Source organism: Kitasatospora sp. NPDC087314 (assembly GCF_044744365.1).
GTDB lineage: Bacteria > Actinomycetota > Actinomycetes > Streptomycetales > Streptomycetaceae > Kitasatospora.
In genome coordinates, this window is the sequence record NZ_JBIUYE010000009.1 from 336074 (window position 1) to 353282 (window position 17209).

The 17209-nt window shown below is 74.1% G+C and carries 14 protein-coding genes and 1 pseudogene; 11 read left to right on the top strand and 4 right to left on the bottom strand.

What is annotated here, in order from left to right; translation table 11 throughout:
- Positions 1–9: 9 nt before the first annotated feature.
- The 3 genes from ACIO5E_RS21770 to ACIO5E_RS21780 all read left to right on the top strand — a co-directional run bounded on the left by ACIO5E_RS21770 (position 10) and on the right by ACIO5E_RS21780 (position 1870).
- Positions 10–567, top strand: a complete 558-nt coding sequence (locus tag ACIO5E_RS21770) for a hypothetical protein (protein WP_400670224.1) — start codon at positions 10–12, stop codon at positions 565–567.
- 182 nt (positions 568–749) lie between these two features.
- The gene (locus ACIO5E_RS21775; protein ID WP_400670226.1) at positions 750–1265 is read left to right on the top strand and encodes a hypothetical protein; all 516 of its coding nucleotides are present in this window, start codon (positions 750–752) and stop codon (positions 1263–1265) included.
- A 212-nt stretch (positions 1266–1477) separates the two neighbouring features.
- Positions 1478–1870 carry a VOC family protein gene (locus ACIO5E_RS21780; protein WP_400670229.1) on the top strand — a complete coding sequence of 131 codons (393 nt, stop codon included), beginning with the start codon at positions 1478–1480 and terminating at the stop codon, positions 1868–1870.
- Between the two features lie 117 nt (positions 1871–1987).
- On the opposite strand, the gene ACIO5E_RS21785 is transcribed toward ACIO5E_RS21780, so the two are convergent.
- Both ACIO5E_RS21785 and ACIO5E_RS21790 read right to left on the bottom strand, forming a co-directional pair.
- Complete coding sequence (locus ACIO5E_RS21785) at positions 1988–3037, bottom strand: trypsin-like serine peptidase (protein WP_400670232.1); 1050 nt, start codon at positions 3035–3037, stop codon at positions 1988–1990.
- Positions 3038–3091: 54 nt separating this feature from the next.
- Positions 3092–4204 carry a trypsin-like serine peptidase gene (locus tag ACIO5E_RS21790; RefSeq protein WP_400670235.1) on the bottom strand — a complete coding sequence of 371 codons (1113 nt, stop codon included), beginning with the start codon at positions 4202–4204 and terminating at the stop codon, positions 3092–3094.
- Between the two features lie 259 nt (positions 4205–4463).
- On the opposite strand from ACIO5E_RS21790, the gene ACIO5E_RS21795 reads away from it, so the two are divergent.
- Positions 4464–5384 carry a sigma-70 family RNA polymerase sigma factor gene (locus ACIO5E_RS21795; RefSeq protein ID WP_400670237.1) on the top strand — a complete coding sequence of 307 codons (921 nt, stop codon included), beginning with the start codon at positions 4464–4466 and terminating at the stop codon, positions 5382–5384.
- A gap of 45 nt (positions 5385–5429) precedes the next feature.
- Here the strand turns inward: ACIO5E_RS21795 and ACIO5E_RS21800 are convergent.
- Both ACIO5E_RS21800 and ACIO5E_RS21805 read right to left on the bottom strand, forming a co-directional pair.
- Positions 5430–5522 (bottom strand): annotated as a pseudogene (locus ACIO5E_RS21800) (DUF664 domain-containing protein); the annotation flags it as partial.
- 3 nt (positions 5523–5525) lie between these two features.
- Positions 5526–6101, bottom strand: a complete 576-nt coding sequence (locus tag ACIO5E_RS21805; RefSeq protein WP_400670239.1) for a nucleosidase — start codon at positions 6099–6101, stop codon at positions 5526–5528.
- 475 nt (positions 6102–6576) lie between these two features.
- Between ACIO5E_RS21805 and ACIO5E_RS21810 the strand changes: the two genes are divergently transcribed.
- The 7 genes from ACIO5E_RS21810 (at position 6577) to ACIO5E_RS21840 (ending at position 17077) form a co-directional block, all read left to right on the top strand.
- Positions 6577–7935 carry a hypothetical protein gene (locus ACIO5E_RS21810; RefSeq protein WP_400670241.1) on the top strand — a complete coding sequence of 453 codons (1359 nt, stop codon included), beginning with the start codon at positions 6577–6579 and terminating at the stop codon, positions 7933–7935.
- Between the two features lie 16 nt (positions 7936–7951).
- Positions 7952–8905, top strand: a complete 954-nt coding sequence (locus tag ACIO5E_RS21815) for a glutamate ABC transporter substrate-binding protein (protein WP_400670243.1) — start codon at positions 7952–7954, stop codon at positions 8903–8905.
- Positions 8906–9083: 178 nt separating this feature from the next.
- On the top strand, positions 9084–10439 hold the full coding sequence (locus tag ACIO5E_RS21820) for a hypothetical protein (RefSeq protein ID WP_400670246.1): 1356 nt from the start codon (positions 9084–9086) through the stop codon (positions 10437–10439).
- A 5-nt stretch (positions 10440–10444) separates the two neighbouring features.
- A complete protein-coding gene (locus ACIO5E_RS21825) occupies positions 10445–12985 on the top strand; it encodes a tetratricopeptide repeat protein (protein ID WP_400670249.1) in 2541 nt (846 codons plus the stop codon).
- A 3-nt stretch (positions 12986–12988) separates the two neighbouring features.
- Positions 12989–14323, top strand: coding sequence for a protein phosphatase 2C domain-containing protein (locus ACIO5E_RS21830; protein WP_400670252.1), 1335 nt, complete (start codon positions 12989–12991; stop codon positions 14321–14323).
- 122 nt (positions 14324–14445) lie between these two features.
- Complete coding sequence (locus ACIO5E_RS21835; protein ID WP_400670254.1) at positions 14446–15801, top strand: VWA domain-containing protein; 1356 nt, start codon at positions 14446–14448, stop codon at positions 15799–15801.
- A 304-nt stretch (positions 15802–16105) separates the two neighbouring features.
- Positions 16106–17077, top strand: a complete 972-nt coding sequence (locus ACIO5E_RS21840; protein ID WP_400670256.1) for an FHA domain-containing protein — start codon at positions 16106–16108, stop codon at positions 17075–17077.
- Positions 17078–17209: the final 132 nt, after the last annotated feature.

The window sequence follows — 17209 nt, forward strand, 5'->3', positions numbered from 1 at the left end:
CCTCTCTCCATGCGACTCGCCCTCACCGCCCGGCACCTGTTCGACACCGGTTCCACGCCCGCCGACGCCTACGCCGTCCTGGCCCGCCGCACCCGCGAACCGGTCCGCTCCGCCCGCGCCGTCTGCATCGCCCTCGGCATCCCCGCCGCCGAGACGCAGCTCCGCCTCGACGACTGCTTCGACGCCCTGCTCGCCGACCCGCGCCCGGGCTCCGAGGCGGACACCGGCGAACTCCTCGAAGCCCTCGGCGTGTTCGACGTCCCGAAGACGCTCGACGACCGCGACCTCGCCATCGTCGACCAGTTCCTCGCCGCGATCGACGCCCTGGGCAGCATCCGCGCCGGCCACCAGCACGGGCTGGCCCGCTGGTTCGTCACCGGGAACCTGACCGCCGCCTTCCTCTCCCTCGCCGCCACCCGGCCCCGCCCCACCACCGGCGACCCGGCCCACTACTGGACCGCCCTGGTCACCGCCGGCGAACTGCTCGCCGCCTCCCCCGCCCCCGACGCCCGCATCAAGCCCGCCCTGGCCCACTGCCGCGACCGCGCGAAAGCCGCCACCCGGTAGCCCGCATCCGACAGTCGATCGCGCGGCAGGTCGACGTTGGGCTGAGTGCAGCGTCGGGCGGGATCGGCCCGACGCTGCAGGCCGATCCCGCCCCATGTCCAGGGCGATGGCACCGCCCGTCGAACGCGGGTGATGATGTACTGGGTCAACGTCCGGCATTCGACGGCCAGTTGGGGGATCCCTTGTTCCGCAGCAACCGCCCGCGCACCTTCCACCTCCCCACCCCGCGCGAGACCGCCGAGGAGTGGAACGAGCGGATCGCCGTCCTCCGCGACGCGCCGCCCGGGTGGTTCGTCCTGCTGGGGCGGATGGCCAGCGACGGCTACCTCTGCCACCTCGACCTGAACTACCACCTGGATCGCGAGTTCGTCGCGATCGTCCAGACCTCCCGACCCGTCCCGGACGGCCACCGGGTCAAGTCCGTGACCACCCCGGAGAGCCAACTCGCCAACTTCCTCGCCAACTCCGACCGCATCGACCCACGCGCACCCTGGGCCCCGCTCGACTCCGGGCTTACCACCGGAGAAGTGCGGCTGAACGGCGAGCGCGTCCCCGTCGAGGTCCTGCACAGCCACGGCTGCCGCAGCGCCCTCGTCCCCCAACTCCCCGGCCAGGACGGTTACGTGATCGTCACCGCCCCCGACGAGCACTGGGACACCGTCCTCGACCTGGTCCTCCAACCACCCACCGCGTTCTGATCTTCACCCCAAGGTGGGGTTTGGCTCAACGAACCCCTCCTCCGGTGCCGAGAAGCCAACGGGGTGGCGGCGCTGAGGGCCGCCACCCCGCTCCTCGCCCGAACCCGACCGGCGGCGGCAACCGCTTTGTGCGGGCCGCCGGACCGGGTGCCGGCGCCGTCCGGCCGCAATCCGGTGGCGGACCGAGCGGTGCTTCGGGCAGGCTCTCGGGCATGGTCTCGGTGTTGCAGAATGTGGCGATCGACTGTGCGAACGCCTATGAGCTGGCTCGGTTCTGGAGTGAGGTGCTCGGCTGTCCGCCGCACCCGGAGGCCGAGCCGGGTGCAGCGGAAACCGAGGTGGTGCTGCCGGAGGGCCCACTGCTGTACTTCAACCAGGTGCCGGAACCGAAGACGATCAAGAACAGGATTCACCTGTGCCTGCGTCCGAAGACCACGCGCGAGGAGGAGGTCGAGCGACTGCTGAAGCTCGGGGCCACCCTCGTCGACGATCGCCGGGAACCGGATGGCCCCGGCTGGGCCGTCCTCGCGGACCCTGAGGGCAATGAATTCTGTGTTCTCCGCAGTGAGTCCGACCGCGCAGCGATGTCCTCTTCAGGCGATTGATGCCCCACCCGGCGGCGTGCCGCTCCCGATCACCCGGTCGCACAGCCCCTGATCGCCACCGCCCGTGCGGCCGGCCACCGATGTACCGGTGGCCGGCCGCACGGGACTGACGGAAGGTCAGGCCGTGCGACCCTGCGCCCAGGTGTAGAGGCGGTGGGCGCTGTCGCCGAGGCGCGTGGCGTAGAGCGTGTTGGTCTGGCCGCCCGCGAGGTCGTCCGTGGTGGTGGTGACGCCGACGACGGTGCCGGTACCGGTCCGGGTGTCGAACTGTGCCAGGTGGGGGCCGCCGCTCGCCCCGTGCGACATGTCGCAGGACTCACCCCACAGCAGAGGGGCCTTGGGGCCGGGCTGGGCCGGTCCGGCGCAATGGATCATGCGTGATCCGGCGTACTTGGCGCTGGGGTTGTTGAGCCGGTCCTTCGGGTACCCGAAGGTGTGGATGAACTCGTCCTTGGCGGGCTTGGTGAACGCGATCCGCTGGCTTCCCGTGACGTCCGCGATCCGTCGACCCTCGGCCGAAGGGTTCGCCACGAGGAGTCCCGTGTCGTAGCCGGCGACGGCGATATCGGCCGAGGTCGTCTTCCCCGGATCGGCGTCCCAACGGGAGGAGGTGGCCGCCTCCTTGATGCTGAAGCCGCCGAGCGGCTTCGTGCCGTTGCGGTAGCCGGGCACGAAATAGAGGTTGTGGGTCCACGTCGCGTCGGTGGCGGCGGCTCCGACGCCCCGCAGACAGTGCGCCGCCGTGATGACGGTGCTGCGGTTCGCACTGGCGACGACCGTTGCGGTGCAACTGCCGTCGTAGCCGTCGGAGAAGGTGAAGAAGAGCCGGCCGACGCTCTTGTTCACCGCTCCGCCGTGCGTCCACGTGGCCCCGGGATCCGGCGTGTTCGGGGGAAGCGGCTGCGGATCGTCAGGCGTGTTGTCGTCCTCGGGCACGGGGGTGATCTCGGGGACCATGGCGCCCGCCAGCTTCATCCGTTCGGGAGTCCAGTAGGCATCGATCCGGCTGCGCTCCTGTTCGGTCGTGGCGCCGGAATGCGTGGTGACGGATTCCCGTTCCGCGGCGAAGGCCGTGTTCGGCAGCAGCACGGCCGCCGTGGTCGCGCTCAGCAGGAGGACTCCCGCGGCGGCGAACTTGCGGGGGAACGCTCGGTGTGTGGTGGACATCGTCGCCAATCTCGGTTGGGTACGGTTCGTTTCGAGCACGGCTCGGCCGACGCTTCAGGAGCGTTCGGCGGCCTTGTACAGCGGCTTCGTGATCGCGGAGGTGAACTGCGGGCCGACCAGGTGCCGGGTGCAGGCGGCGTCGCCGCGGTCGCAGACCCGGCCCGAGGAGTCGAAGAAGGCCCCCTGGGTGTTGTCACCCACCACCGTGCCGATCCCGGAGGACGGGTCGAAGTCGGCGACGCGGGGACCGCCGCTGGAGCCGCCGCCCATCACGCAGGGGGCGCCCCACTCGCCCCGGGGCTCCGGGTGCTCCGCGGTGCCGGGGTACTCGCGGGTCTGCCCCACGCAGTGGGCGAGCCTGGCCCCGGTGTACTCGGGCAGGCCCGCGCGGGTGGGATCGCCCGAGGACTCGCGCGGATAGCCGAACTCGTGGACGGAGGCGTTGCCCGGCCGGTCGAAGCCGATGCGCTGTGCGGCGCCGACGGCGTCCTGCACGCGTTTGCCTGCGGCGTTGGTGTTCAGGACCAGGAACGCCTGGTCGTACGCGTCGTACTTCAGGGCGTTCTGCTGGTCGTTGAGGAGCCAGGTGGCGTCGGCGACCCCGGCGCGGGCGACGAACTTGCCGTACGGCGCGAGACCGTCGCGGTACGCCGGGACGAACATCTCGTTCGACAGCCACTCGTCGTTGTCACCGAGGAGGTCCGGGCTGTTGACGCAGTGCCCCGCCGTGACGACGGTGCTGCGGTTGGCGCTGTTCACGACGGTCGCGGTGCAGCTCTCGTCCTCACCGTGGTTGGTGAAGAAGAGCCTGCCCACCGTCCTGCTCAGGGTGTCGACACCGGTCCACGGAGCGCCGTCGGGGGCGCTCTTGGGCGGATTGCCGGACGACGGCGTCGTCAGGGCGGCCATCCGCTCGGGGGTCCAGTAGTCCAGGACGGCCTGCTGCTGCGCGGCCGTGACCGCCTCCGGATGGACGACCACCCGGCTCGTGGTGGCCGCCCCGTCCTTCGCTGCGGCCCCGTCCTGCGCCGCGGCCCCGGCGGCTCCGGCGGGCGCGGCCAGCGCCATGCCCGCTGCCAGCACGGCTGTCGTCAGGACGACCTGGGTGCGCGCTCGGCTGCGGATCCTGTTGCGGTGACCGCCGATCCGGCCATGTGTTTGTGGCATGCACGGCACCGTAGGAGCGGGATGTCAGGTTCCCGTCCAGGGGACGTTTCATCCGTTCATCGGTACCGGCAGATTCCGGTAAACAGCGTTTCATCCTTGTATCGGTATCGGCTGTCGTCGTCCTCGGTCTCGGGGGTGTTCGTCACGATCGTCTCCGATTCGTCCCGGACGGGGAGTTGAGGGGAGTTGATCTGCTCGCCGCAGCGTTGTTTGGTGGCTTCTGCTGCTCTGACCCCCGGCGACGAAGGAATATGACACGGTGGACGAGAAATCTGCGCGGGCGGCGCTCTTCGAGGCGCACCGGCCTCGGCTGCGGGCCGTGGCGTACCGGATGCTCGGCTCGATCAGCGAGGCCGAGGACGCCGTCCAGGAGGCCTGGTTGCGGTACGACCGCACCGACACCGCCGACGTGCAGAACCTCGCCGGCTGGCTGACCACGGTGGTCTCGCGGGTCTGCCTGAACCTGCTGCGCGCCCGGGCGCTGCGCCGCGAGGAGCCGCTGGAGGGCCCGTCGGACGAGACGGGCGCGGCGGGCGCGCCGCGCATCCCGGACCCGCTGCTGCGCGGCGAGGGCGTGGTCGACCCCGAGCAGGAGGTGCTGCTCGCGGACTCGGTGGGGCTGGCGCTGATGGTGGTGATGGAGTCGCTGTCGCCGGCCGAGCGGGTCGCCTTCGTGCTGCACGACCTGTTCGCGGTGCCGTTCGACGAGATCGCCCCGCTGATCGAGCGGACGGCGGCCGCGACCCGCCAGCTGGCCAGCCGGGCCCGCCGCCGGGTGCAGGGGCAGGCGCCGGCGCCCGATCCGGACCTGGGCCGTCAACGGGCGGCCGTGGACGCCTTCTTCGCGGCCGCCCGCGGCGGCGACCTGGACGCGCTGGTGGCGGTGCTCGACCCGGACGTGGTGCTGCGCTCGGACGGCGGCGGGGTGCGGGCCCGGCACACGGTGGTGCTGGCGGGCGCCGCCACGGTGGCCGGCCAGGCCGTGCTGTGGGGCGGGCTGTCACCGTTCGCCCGCCCGGCACTGGTCAACGGCGCCGCGGGCGCGGTGGTGATCGGCGACAACGGCCGGGCGCTGTCGATCATGGCGTTCACGGTGGTGGACGGCGCGATCGCGACGATCGACGTGCTCACCGACCCGGAGCGGCTGGCGGCGCTGGACCTCTCGGCGTTCCGCGACTGACCGGTGCGGGTGGGAGGGCGGCCGCCCTCCCACCCGTGGGGCCGGTCAGCGCCCGACGGCGCCGTCCAGCTGCTCGCGGATGTTGTCCGCGTGCCCGGCGTGCCGCCCGGTCTCCTCGCTCACGTGCCATCTGACGGCTGATCACCAACCCTGGGTGGTCACCCAGTCGGCGAGGTGGCGGGCGCACTCGTCGACCGACTCGCGCCAGCTGTGGCTCGCGCCCTCGCCGGCCTCGTCGCTGACGTGCTTGACCAGGCGGACCGGGACTCCGGCGCGGTGCGCGACGGCGGCGACGGCGTAGCCCTCCATGTCGACCAGGTCGGCGTGCTCGGCGAGCCGGTCGCGGGCCGCCGGGTCCGAGACGAAGAGGTCCCCGGTGGCCAGCACCGGCCCCTCGCCCTTGCCGATCACCAGCGGGGCGCCGTAGCTGCGGCCGGTGAGCGCGTACAGGGCGGGGGTGTCGAGGTCGTGCTGGATGACCTGGACGACGTGGTGGGTGCCCTCCCAGCCGGGGCGCAGCGCACCGGCGGTACCGAGGTTGATCACCTCGGACGGCCGCTCGCCCTGGGCGAGGACGGTGGCCAGCGCGGCGGTGGCGTTGATCTTCCCTATTCCGGTGAGCAGGACGGGCAGCCGGTCGTCGAGGTGGGCGGCCTCCTCGCGCACGGCGACGACGAGCAGCGGGCGGTCGGGCGAGATCGTTCCAAGCAGGCGCATGGTGCCCATCGTACGGAGGGGCCCCGCCGTACCGGGCGCACCGACCGGGCCGGGAACGGCGGCGTCGCGGCGCCGGCACGGCGCCGTCACGGCAGGGGTGCCCGAAACAATCGGACCTCGCCGTTCCGGCTTGTCGGGGGAACCGCATAGGGTGCAACCGGCGTCGGAGGGTTCGCCGCCCGCCCCGCATCCGAGCGGCGGGCCTCGAACAGCGCGCGGCGACCGCGCGGCACGCACGCGGGAACCGCGCGGGACAAGCTCAAGATCGGCGCAAGTCGGGTGTGGCCGGGGGGAGTCACGGCCATACTGCTGGCATCGGCCGGGCCCCGGACAGCGGGCCCGGCCCCAGGGGAGGATGAGGCGGGTGGCGACACCAGGAGGTAGCGGCGCACCGAGCGCCGTAGTCCCGGCACGGCCGAGTCGTCCGCCGGGCGCACCGGTCGGGCCGGGCGCACCGGCGCCCGGCCCGGGCGGCGTGCCGGCACCACGGCCCTCGGCGGCCCGGCCGGCGCCGCGCGGCCTGCGGGGCCGGCTGGCACGGGCCACCCGGACGGCGCCGGGCCGGCTGCGGCTGGCCGGGGCGGTGCTCGCGGTACTGACCGTGGCGTTCGGCGGGCTGACCGCCTGGCAGTTGGAGACCAGGGCGCAGGCCGCCGAGCGGGTCGTCTCGTACAGCCAGCCGCTGAGCCAGGCCGCCGCGGACATCCACCGCTCGCTGGCCGACGCCGACACCACCGCGGCGACCGGCTTCCTGCTGGCCGGGGCCGAGCCGAAGGGCGTCCGGGACCGCTACGAGCAGGACCTCGCGAAGGCCGCCAAGCTGATCGCCGACGCCGCCGCCCGGACCACCGCCACCTCCCCCGCGCAGGGCTCGCTCACCCGGCTGAACCAGCAACTCCCGGTCTACTCAGGCCTGGTGGAGAGCGCCCGGGCGGACAACCGGCAGGGCATCCCGCTCGGCGGCGCCTACCTGCGGTACGCCTCCGAGCAGATGCAGACCGTGCTGCTGCCGGCCGCCGCCGAGCTGTCCGCGACCGAGAACGGGGAGCTGGCGAACGACTACGCCGCGGCCAAGTCCGTGCCGTGGGCGGCGTACGGCCTGGCGGTGATCACCCTCGGGGCGCTGCTCTGGGTGCAGCTGACGCTGTTCCGCCGCACCAACCGGGTGTTCAACCCGGGACTGCTCGGCGCCACCGCCGCCGTCCTGGCCGGCGGGCTCTGGCTGACCGTCACCGGACTCACCGCCAGCGCGGCGCTCAAGCAGAGCGACCGCGAGGGCGCGACCCCGCTGCGGGCGCTCAACACCGCCCGGGTGGACGTGCTGACCGCCCGGCTGGCGGAGAACCTGAACTTCGTCGCCCGCGGCTCCACCAGCAAGTACGCGGACCAGTGGACGAAGGCCACCGACCACCTGTCCGGCGACGTGCCCAAGGACGCGCCGGCGGACCGGCGGGCCGGCTCCCTGCCGGAGGCCCTGCGGCTGGCACCGCCCCAGGCCCGGCAGGCCCTCGACGACGCCCGCACGCAGTACGGCGTCTGGTACGACCGGCACGGCGCCGCCCGGAAGCTGGAGATCGACGACGCCGACTACCAGCGCGCCCTGGACGCGACCGTGACGGCCACCGACTCCCCCACCACCGCCGACAGCGCCTTCAACGCCACCGACCAGGCGCTCGCGCAGGCCGCCGTCGTCGAACAGCAGCGGTTCCAGGCCGCCGCGAAGGACGTCGACACCGACCTGCGCACCGCCGCCGCCGCGGCCGCGGTGCTCGGCCTGGTGGCCGCGGCCGCCGCGCTGCGCGGCCTGGGCCGACGACTGGCCGAGTACCGGTAGAGGGGGGAACGGACAGATGCGCAACAGGACCGTACGGACCAGGCCGGCCGCGGCGCTGGCACTGCTGACGGCCGTCGCGGCCGTGGTCGGCGGGGGCGACCCCTCCGGCGCCGCACCGGCGACCGGCCAGGCGGCCCGCCAGGCCACGGCACCGCAGGCCGTCCGGCAGGAGCAGGCCGAGCCCTGCGACATCTACACGAGCGTCCCGCCCAGCACCCAGGACGGCCCGGCGGTGAAGGCGATCAAGGCCAAGCGCAGCCTGGTGATCGGCGTGGACCAGAACAGCTACCGCTGGGGCGCCCGCAACCCGAACACCGGTCAGATCGAGGGCTTCGACATCGACCTCGCCCGGGCGATCGGCGCCGCCGTCATCGGCGACCCCGACAAGGTGGTGCTCAAGCCGGTGGCGACCGCCGACCGGGTCGACGCCATCAAGGGCGGCCGGGTCGACCTGATCGTCCGCACCATGACCATCAACTGCGACCGGATGAAGGACGTGGCCTTCTCCAAGCCGTACTTCAACATCAGCCAGCGGGTGCTGGTGCCGAAGGCGTCCACCGCGAAGGGCATCGACGACGCGATCAAGGACAGGACGGTGTGCGCCGCCAAGGGCTCCACGGCCTCGACCGTGCTGGCGGCCAAGAACACCGCCCGACAGGTCGTCACGGTGGAGAACCACCTGGACTGCCTGGTCCTGATGCAGCTCGGCAAGATCGACGCCACCATGACCGACGACGGCCTGGCCGCCAGTCAGGCCGCCCAGGACCAGACCGTGCGGGTGGTCGACGGCGAGGTGCAGCCCGAGGTGATCGGCGTCGCCATGCTGAAGACCAGCCCCGACCTGACCGCCCGGGTCAACCAGGTGCTCGCCGACTACTACGGCAGCGGCGCCTGGCGCCTGTCGTACGAGCACTGGCTCAAGCCGTACATGCTCAACGAGGCCGACCACTACTGGCCGGTCCCGCACTGACCGGACGGGCGCGGGGCGCCACCGGGCCGTTGACGCGGTCTTGACGCCCCGCGCCCGTCCGGCCCGAACGGTCACCGGCTAGGGTTCGGGACGATCACCACGGGGAGACCGGTGGTGGGCACGGGGGTTGTCGTGGGATCGCACGTCCGGATCGCACGCGAGGAGGAAGGACACGGCGTTGGCGGCTTCGGCTGGCCCGGTACTGAGCCGGGAGGAGGTGGACCGCGCGCTGGCGCGCCTCGGCGCGGAGCGGGACGCGGTCGAGTCGGCGCTGCTCGCCCTGCAGGACCACCCTGGGCTGCGGCTGCTCGACGGCGCCGAACTGGCCGGGCGCACGCTGGAGCGCTGGTCCGTCGCCGGGAAGGGCCTACCGCTGCTCTGGGCGCTGTTCGACCGCTACGCGGAGGCGCTCGCCTCGGCCCGCGCCGTCCGGGCCCGCAAGGCCAAGCCCGGCGCGCCCGAACTCGCCGAGCTGAGCGAACTGCTCACCGGCGACGCGGTGACCGTCCCCGGCGGCGCGCTGCCGGACGGCCCGCAGCTGCTCGGCGCGCCCGCCCGGCTGGTCGAGCGGATCAGCCTGGACGCGCTGATGTCCCGGATGAATTCCTGGTACGCCACCGTGCTGGAGGTGGTCAGCGCCGCCGACGCGGTCTGGTCCGCGCTGCCCGCCCGGATCGACCTGCTGCTGGCCGAACTCCACCGGGTGCGGAACCTGGCCGCCTCGCTCGGCGTACGGGCCGGCGCCCACCCGCTGGGCGACGACCTGACCGGCCTGGAGGCCGACCTCACCGGGCTGCGCACCGAGGTGCGCGAGGACCCGCTGGCGCTGTGGCGCCCGGCCAGGGTGCCCGCCCAGCGCGGCACCGTGCCCGAGGGCGGCACGTTCGCCACGCCCGCCGGGATGGTCGACACCGAGCGGTTCGACCGGGCCGGGCGGGCGCTGGACGGCGTCCGGCTGGAACTGGAGGACCTGCTGCGGTTGCGCGACGACGCCGAGGAGCGCCTGCAGGGCGTCGGCGACCTGCTCCAGCGGGCCGACGCCACCCTGGCCGAGGCCCGCCGGGCGCGCGGCGAGGTGCTGGCGAAGATAGCCGCCAGCGACGTCCCGGCGGTGCCCGGGCCCGCCTCGGCGCTGCGTGAACGGATCGTGACGGCCCTGGAGTTGCGCCAGGGCGGGCAGTGGGGCCGGCTGGCGCCGCTGCTGGAGACGCTGGAGGACGCCGCCGCCAAGGAGCTGGCCCGGGCCCGGCAGTCGCTCACCGAGGTGACCCAGCCACTGGCCGTCCGCGCCGAACTGCGCGGCCGGCTGGACGCCTACAAGGCGATGGCCGCCCGGCTGCGGGTCTCCGAGGACCCGGAAGTGATCGAGCGGTACGAGAAGGCGCGCTGGCTGCTGTGGAGCGCGCCCTGCGACCTGCGGGCGGCGGCCGCCGCGGTGGCCCGCTTCCAGCAGTCGCTGCGGCCGGCGCAGGCCGAGGCCGCACAGGAGACGACCGGCCCGACGCCGGTCGACGGACAGGTTCAGGGGGGCTGAGGTTGATGGGCGAGACGTGCGTGAGGCCGGAGTGCTCCGGCAGCGGCAGGATCGACGCGGACGGCTACTGCGACGAGTGCGGGCTCGCCCCGGCCGGCGGCGCCGCGGTGGCTTCGACCGGCGCCGTGGTGGCCCCGACCGCGGTCAAGGCGGCCCCGGCCGCCGCGGGCCCCGGCACGCCCTGCCCCCGGGACTGCTCCGGCACCATCGACGCCGACGGCTACTGCGACGAGTGCGGCCTCACCCCGCCCGGCGGCGACACCGGCGTCACCCAGCCCTACGTGCCCTCCGCCCGGGTCTCCACCGACTCGGCGCGCAGCGGCTCGATCCGCTCGATGTCCTCCCGCACCGGCTCGGCCCGCTCGATGTCCGGCCGCTCCCGCTCGCACCGCTCGACCCGCACCGGCAGCAGCCGCTCGGTCTCGGTGCGCAGCACCCGCGGCAGCGTCAGCGCGGGAACCCGCAACCGGCTGGGCGCCGGCCTGGTGACGGTGCCGACCGTCGAGACGGCCGACCCGTCGCTGGCGGTGCTGGAGAACCCGGAGGTGCCGGAGCGCAAGCGGTTCTGCTCCAAGTGCGAGACCCCGGTGGGCCGGGAGAAGAACGGCCGGCCGGGCCGCCCGGACGGCTTCTGCACCCAGTGCGGCACGCCGTACTCGTTCACGCCCAAGCTGCGCCGCGGGGACCTGGTCGGCGGCCAGTACGAGGTGGTGGGCTGCCTGGCGCACGGCGGGCTCGGCTGGATCTACCTGGCGATCGACCGGCGGGTCAACGACAAGTGGGTGGTCCTGAAGGGCCTGCTGGACACCGGGGACGAGGACGCGCTGGCCGTGGCCGTCGCCGAGCGCCGCTTCCTGGCCGAGGTGGACCACCCGAACATCGTCCGGATCATCAACTTCGCCGAGCACCTGGACCCGGGCTCCGGCTCCACCGACGGCTACATCGTGATGGAGTACGTCGGCGGCAAGTCGCTCAAGGACATCGCCAACGACCGCCGTACCCCGGACGGCCGGCGCGAGCCGCTGCCCGTCGAGCAGGCGATCGCGTACGCGCTGGAGGCACTGCCGGCGCTCGGGTACCTGCACAGCCGGGGCCTGATCTACTGCGACTTCAAGATCGACAACGTGATCCAGAGCGGCGACGCGCTCAAGATCATCGACATGGGCGCCGTCTGCCGCCTCGACCACGACGGCCCGATCTACGGCACCATCGGCTACCAGGCCCCGGAGATCGCCACCCACGGCCCCTCCCCCGCCTCCGACCTCTACACCGTGGCCCGCACCCTCGCGGTGCTCACCTTCGACTTCCAGGGCTACAGCAGCACCTACCGGGAGACCCTGCCCGGCCCCGAGGACGTCGAGGTCTTCGCCCGCTACGAGTCGTACTACCGCTTCCTGGTGCGCGCCACCGACCCGGACCCGGCCCGCCGGTTCTCCTCCGCCGAGGAGATGGCCGACCAGCTCACCGGCGTGCTGCGCGAGATCCTCGCGCTCCAGGACGAGCGGCCCCGGCCCGCCATGTCCACCCTGTTCGGCCCCGAACTGCGCGTCGTGGACACCGAGTTGGTCATGCCCACCGAGCAGCCCGGGCAACTGAGGCTGGCCGCCCTGGACCCGGCCGCCGCCGCCCTCGCCCTGCCCGTCCCGCGCGTCGACCCCGCCGACCCCAACGCCGGCTTCCTCGCCACCCTGCTCGCCACCGACCCCGAGGAGGCGCTCGCCGCCCTGGCCGGCGCCCCCGCCTACTCCGTCGAGCGGCGGCTGCGCGAACTGCGCGCCCAGCTCGAACTCGGCCGCCGCACCGCCGCCGCGGAGGCCCTCGACGCCCTGGAACAGGAGCACCCGGACGACTGGCGGGTCGTCTGGTACCGCGGCCTGGTCGCCCTGGTCGGCGCCGCGGACGGCCCGGACGCGCCCGACGAGGCCGGGCTGCGCGCCGCCGCCGAGGCCTTCGACGCGGTCTACGACGCCTTCCCCGGCGAGGCCGCCCCCAAGCTGGCCCTCGCCATCTGCGCCGAACTCCTCGAGGACGGCGGCGACGCGGCCGAGTTCTACCGGCTGGTGTGGACCACCGACCCGGCCTACCTGAGCGCCGCCTTCGGACTCGCCCGGGTCCGCCTGGCCGAGGACGACCGGCCCGGCGCCGTCCGCGTCCTGGAGTCCGTCCCGGCCACCTCCAACCAGTACACCGCCGCCCGGATCGCGGCCGTCCGCGCCCGGCTGCGCGAACGCCCCGCCACCGACCCGCTCGCCGCCGACCTCGGCGCCAGCTCCGACCAGCTGACCGCGCTGCGCCTGGACGACCGCCGCCGCGAGGAACTGGCCGTCGAGCTGCTCGGCGCGGCCCTCGTCTGGGTCACCGCCGGTTCGCCCGGTGCCGAGCGGAGCGGCGGCACCATGGTGCTGGGACGACCCACGGTGGAACGGGAACTGCGCTTCGCCCTGGAACAGTCCTACCGGGTACTCGCCCGGTTGGCCGACCGGGCCGAGACCAGGATCGAGATGGTGGAACGGGCCAACCGCGCCCGTCCCAGGACGTGGGTGTAGCCGATGCCGCAGCAGACCGTGTGCCCGAGCTGTTCCGAGCCGATGGACCCGGAGGACGCCTTCTGCGGCGCCTGCGGGGCCGGCCGGAACGGCCGGCCCGCCCCGGGCGCGATGCCCGCGAGCTGGACCGCCACCCAGAGCGAGGCCACCCCGTCGCAGCACGGGCCGCTCTGCGCGCACTGCGGGCTGCCGCAGGTCACCTCCGACGGCTACTGCGAGGCCTGCGGCGGCGCCCAGCCGCGCCCGCGCGACCACATGGAGAAGTCCCTCGCGGGCGTCGCCGGGGTCAGCGACCGCGGCGTGCGCCACCACCGCAACGAGGACTCCTTCACCGTCGCCGCCACCTCGCTGCCCGGCGGCGAGCCGGTCGTGGTCGCCGTGGTGTGCGACGGCGTCTCCTCCTCCGACCGCCCGGACCAGGCCTCCGAGACCGCCGTCGACGCCGCCTCCGAATCACTGCTGACCGCCCTGGAGGCCGGCCGCGAACCCACCGCCGCGATGCGCCAGGCCGTCGCCGACGCCGCCCGGGCCGTCGCCGACCTCGCCCAGGAGGGCCCCGGGCCCATCCGGTCCGACGTCAATGCCCCCGCCTGCACCTTCGTCAGCGCGATAGCGTCCGGCGGCCGGATCACCATCGGCTGGGTCGGCGACACCCGGGCCTACTGGATCCCGGACGACCGCGCCGGCGCCGAGCCGTTCCGGCTCACCCAGGACGACTCCTGGGCGGCCCGGATGGTCGAGGCCGGGCTGATGGGCGAGGCCGAGGCGTACGCCGACCCGCGCGCCCACGCGATCACCGGGTGGCTCGGCGCCGACGCCGAGGAGGTCGTCCCGCACACCCTCGACTTCACGCCGCACGTCCCCGGGGTGCTGCTGATCTGCACCGACGGGCTGTGGAACTACGCCGAGGCGGCCACCGACCTGGCGTACTTCGTCCGCCCGGACGCCCGCGCCGAGCCGCTCGCGGCGGCGCAGACCCTGGTGAAGTTCGCGGTCGCCGCCGGCGGCCACGACAACATCACCGTCGCCGTCCTGCCGATCGACCCGCCGGCCGCCGGCGCCGAGGAGGAGGACGCCCGCACCGCCACCGCGCTCGACCTGCCGGTGATCACCCTGCCGGGCACTCGCACGGGCACGGGCACAGCGGGTACGGGCGCGGCGGGTACGGGCGTCGAGGAGGACGAGGACTACGAGCCGACCCTGCCGGACCTCCCGGTGATCGGCTCCCCCGCCGCCCCGCTGCCCCCGGCCGCACCCCCGCCCGCCCCGCCGGCACCCCCCGCGCCGCCCGCCGCACCGACCGTCCCCCCGCAGCCGCCGCACCCGCCGACGGCCTGACCGGACGCCGCCCCGCCCGGCGCCGCACCGGGCGGCCGCCCGGTCCGCCGGCCCGCGCCCGCGCGGCCGGCCCCCACCGACCGATCCCTACCGACCACCCTTCCGACGGGAGCCACCGGCCCATGGCAACACTGGCGAAGCCGAACCTGCCCAGGTTCGACGTGGAGATCTTCCAGAACGAGTACCTTGCCGACGGCGCCCGCGAGGTCAACGCCATCGTCACCGTCACCGCGACCGGCGGCGGCACCTCCGGCGGGCGTCCGCTCGGCATCACCGACGCGGGCCCGCAGGGCGCCGACGCCGCCGCGGCCGTGGTGATCCTGGTGGACTGCTCGGGCTCGATGGACTACCCCAAGACCAAGATCAACGGCGCCCGCGAGGCCACCGCCGCCGCCATCGACGCGCTGCGCGACGGCACCGCCTTCGCCGTGGTCGCCGGCACCCACGAGGCCCGCGAGATCTACCCCGGCGACGGCACCCTCGCGACCGCCTCCGCCACCACCCGCGGCCACGCCAAGGAGGCCCTGCGCCGCCTCACCGCCGCCGGCGGCACCGCGATGGGCACCTGGCTGGCCAAGGCAGACAAGCTCTTCCTGACCCGCCGCGACATCGCCATCCGGCACGCCGTCCTGCTCACCGACGGCAACAACGAGCACGAGTCGGCGGCCGACCTGGAGCGCGCCGTCGAGCGGGTCACCGGCCACTTCACCGCCGACTGCCGCGGCGTCGGCACCGACTGGAAGATCGACGAGCTGCGCAAGATCTCCTCGGCGCTGCTCGGCACCGTCGACATCGTCGCCGAACCCTCCGGCCTGGCCGAGGACTTCCGCTCGATGATGGCCGGCGCCATGGGCAAGCAGGTCGCCGACGTCGCACTGCGGATCTGGACCCCGGCCAACGCCGCGGTCAAGTTCGTCAAGCAGGTCGCCCCCGCGGTCGAGGACCTGACCGACCGGCGCGCCGAGGCCGGCCCCCGGGCCGGCGACTACCCCACCGGCTCCTGGGGCGACGAGAGCCGGGACTACCACGTCTGCGTCGAGGTCCCGGCCGCCTCGATCGGCAACGAGATGCTCGCCGCCCGGATCAGCCTGGTGCTGCCCCCGCAGGTCGGCGGCGGCACCCCCGAGGTGCTGTCCCAAGGTCTCGTCAAGGCGGTCTGGACGGACGACCTGGCCTCCTCCACCCGGATCAGCCCGCAGGTCGCCCACTACACCGGGCAGGCCGAGCTGGCCTCCTCCATCCAGGAGGGTCTGGAGGCCCACCGGGCCGGGGACGTCGACGCCGCCACCGCCAAGCTGGGCGCCGCCGTCCGGATCGCGCACGCGACCGGGAACGAGGGCACGTACAAACTGCTGCAGAAGGTGGTGGACGTGGTCGACCCCAAGGAGGGTACGGTTCGGTTCCGTAAGAACGTGAGCGAGGCCGACTCGATGACCCTTGAGACCCGGTCGACCAAGACGGTGCGTGTGAAGAAGTGACCGCTGAAGACGTGACCGGGCCGACGGCCCGGTGCGACGCCGCCCCAAGCCGGCTCGAAGTGAGGGGGAACTGATGCCGATCTGCCCGAGGGGCCATGAGTCGCAGGCCGAGGACTGGTGCGACTTCTGCGGCTTCCCGATGACTCCGCCGGCCCCGACGCCGCCCGGGGCCCACCCTGGAGCCCATCCCGGAGCCCACGGAGCCCATCCGGGGGCGCACGGGGGCCACCCCGCGCCCGGGGCACCCGCCGGGCGCACGGAGCACGGTGGTACACCCTACGGCGCACCGCTGCCGCCTCCGCCGATGCCGCCGGGGGCCTTCCCGCCGCCCGGCGCGATGCCGCCGCCTCCGGCCCAGGGCTTCCCGAACCTCACCGAGGGCCTGGCGGTCTGCCCGATCTGCCGCAGCCCGCAGACCGGGCGGTTCTGCGAGGAGTGCGGGTACGACTACGAGCTCTCCACGCCCTCGCGCCGCCAACCGCCGCCCGTCGGCGTCCCGGCGCCCGGCGGCCACACCCAGCCGCCGCCGCTGAACATCCCGGCGGCGTACGGCGGCGCCCCGCAGCTGGCCGCCCAGCCGCCGCACGCCCAGCCGCCCGTCCCGCAGCAGGCGCAGCACCAGCAGCCGCAGCATGCCCAGGCACAGGCACAGCACCAGGCGCACCAGCAGCAGGCCCCCGCGCCCGCGCACACCTACGGCTACCCTCCGCCGGAGAGCGCGTTCCCCGAGTCCCCCGTCCGTGAGGACTCCGGCCCGGTGTACGCCGAGCCGCCCGGCCCGAACAACCGCGGCGGCGACTTCGGCACCTCGTTCCACCTCGCCCCGCCGCAGCCCCAGCCGGGGGCCGCCCCCGCGGAGCCGCTCCGGACCAACTGGATCGCGGTGGTCTCGGCCGACCGCGAGTACTTCACCGAGATGATGGCCCGCAGCGGCCCCGAGGCGGCCGGCCTGTTCTTCCCGCCGTACTGCCCCGAGCGGCGGGTCCCGCTGACCGGCCGCGGCCAGCTGCGGATCGGGCGGCGCAGCCAGCACCGCGGCACCGTACCGGAGATCGACCTGTCGGTGCCGCCGGAGGATCCGGGCGCCTCGCACCAGCACGCGCTGCTCGCCGAACAGGCCGACGGCAGCTGGGTGCTGGTGGACCAGGACTCGACCAACGGCACCACCGTCAACGGCGGCGCGGAGCCGATCGCCCCGCACACCGCCGTACCGCTGAACGACGGCGACCGGATCCACATCGGGGCCTGGACGACGATCACCATGCACCGCGCCTGAAGGATCGTCAGCACGAACTCCGGCCGGGCCGGGCGGAATTCAACTTTCCGCCCGGCCCATTTTGTTCCCGATTCCTCAAAGTATCCGCAAATTCGCCATCTCCGATGTGCACAAGGGCCTCCGGAAGCCCTA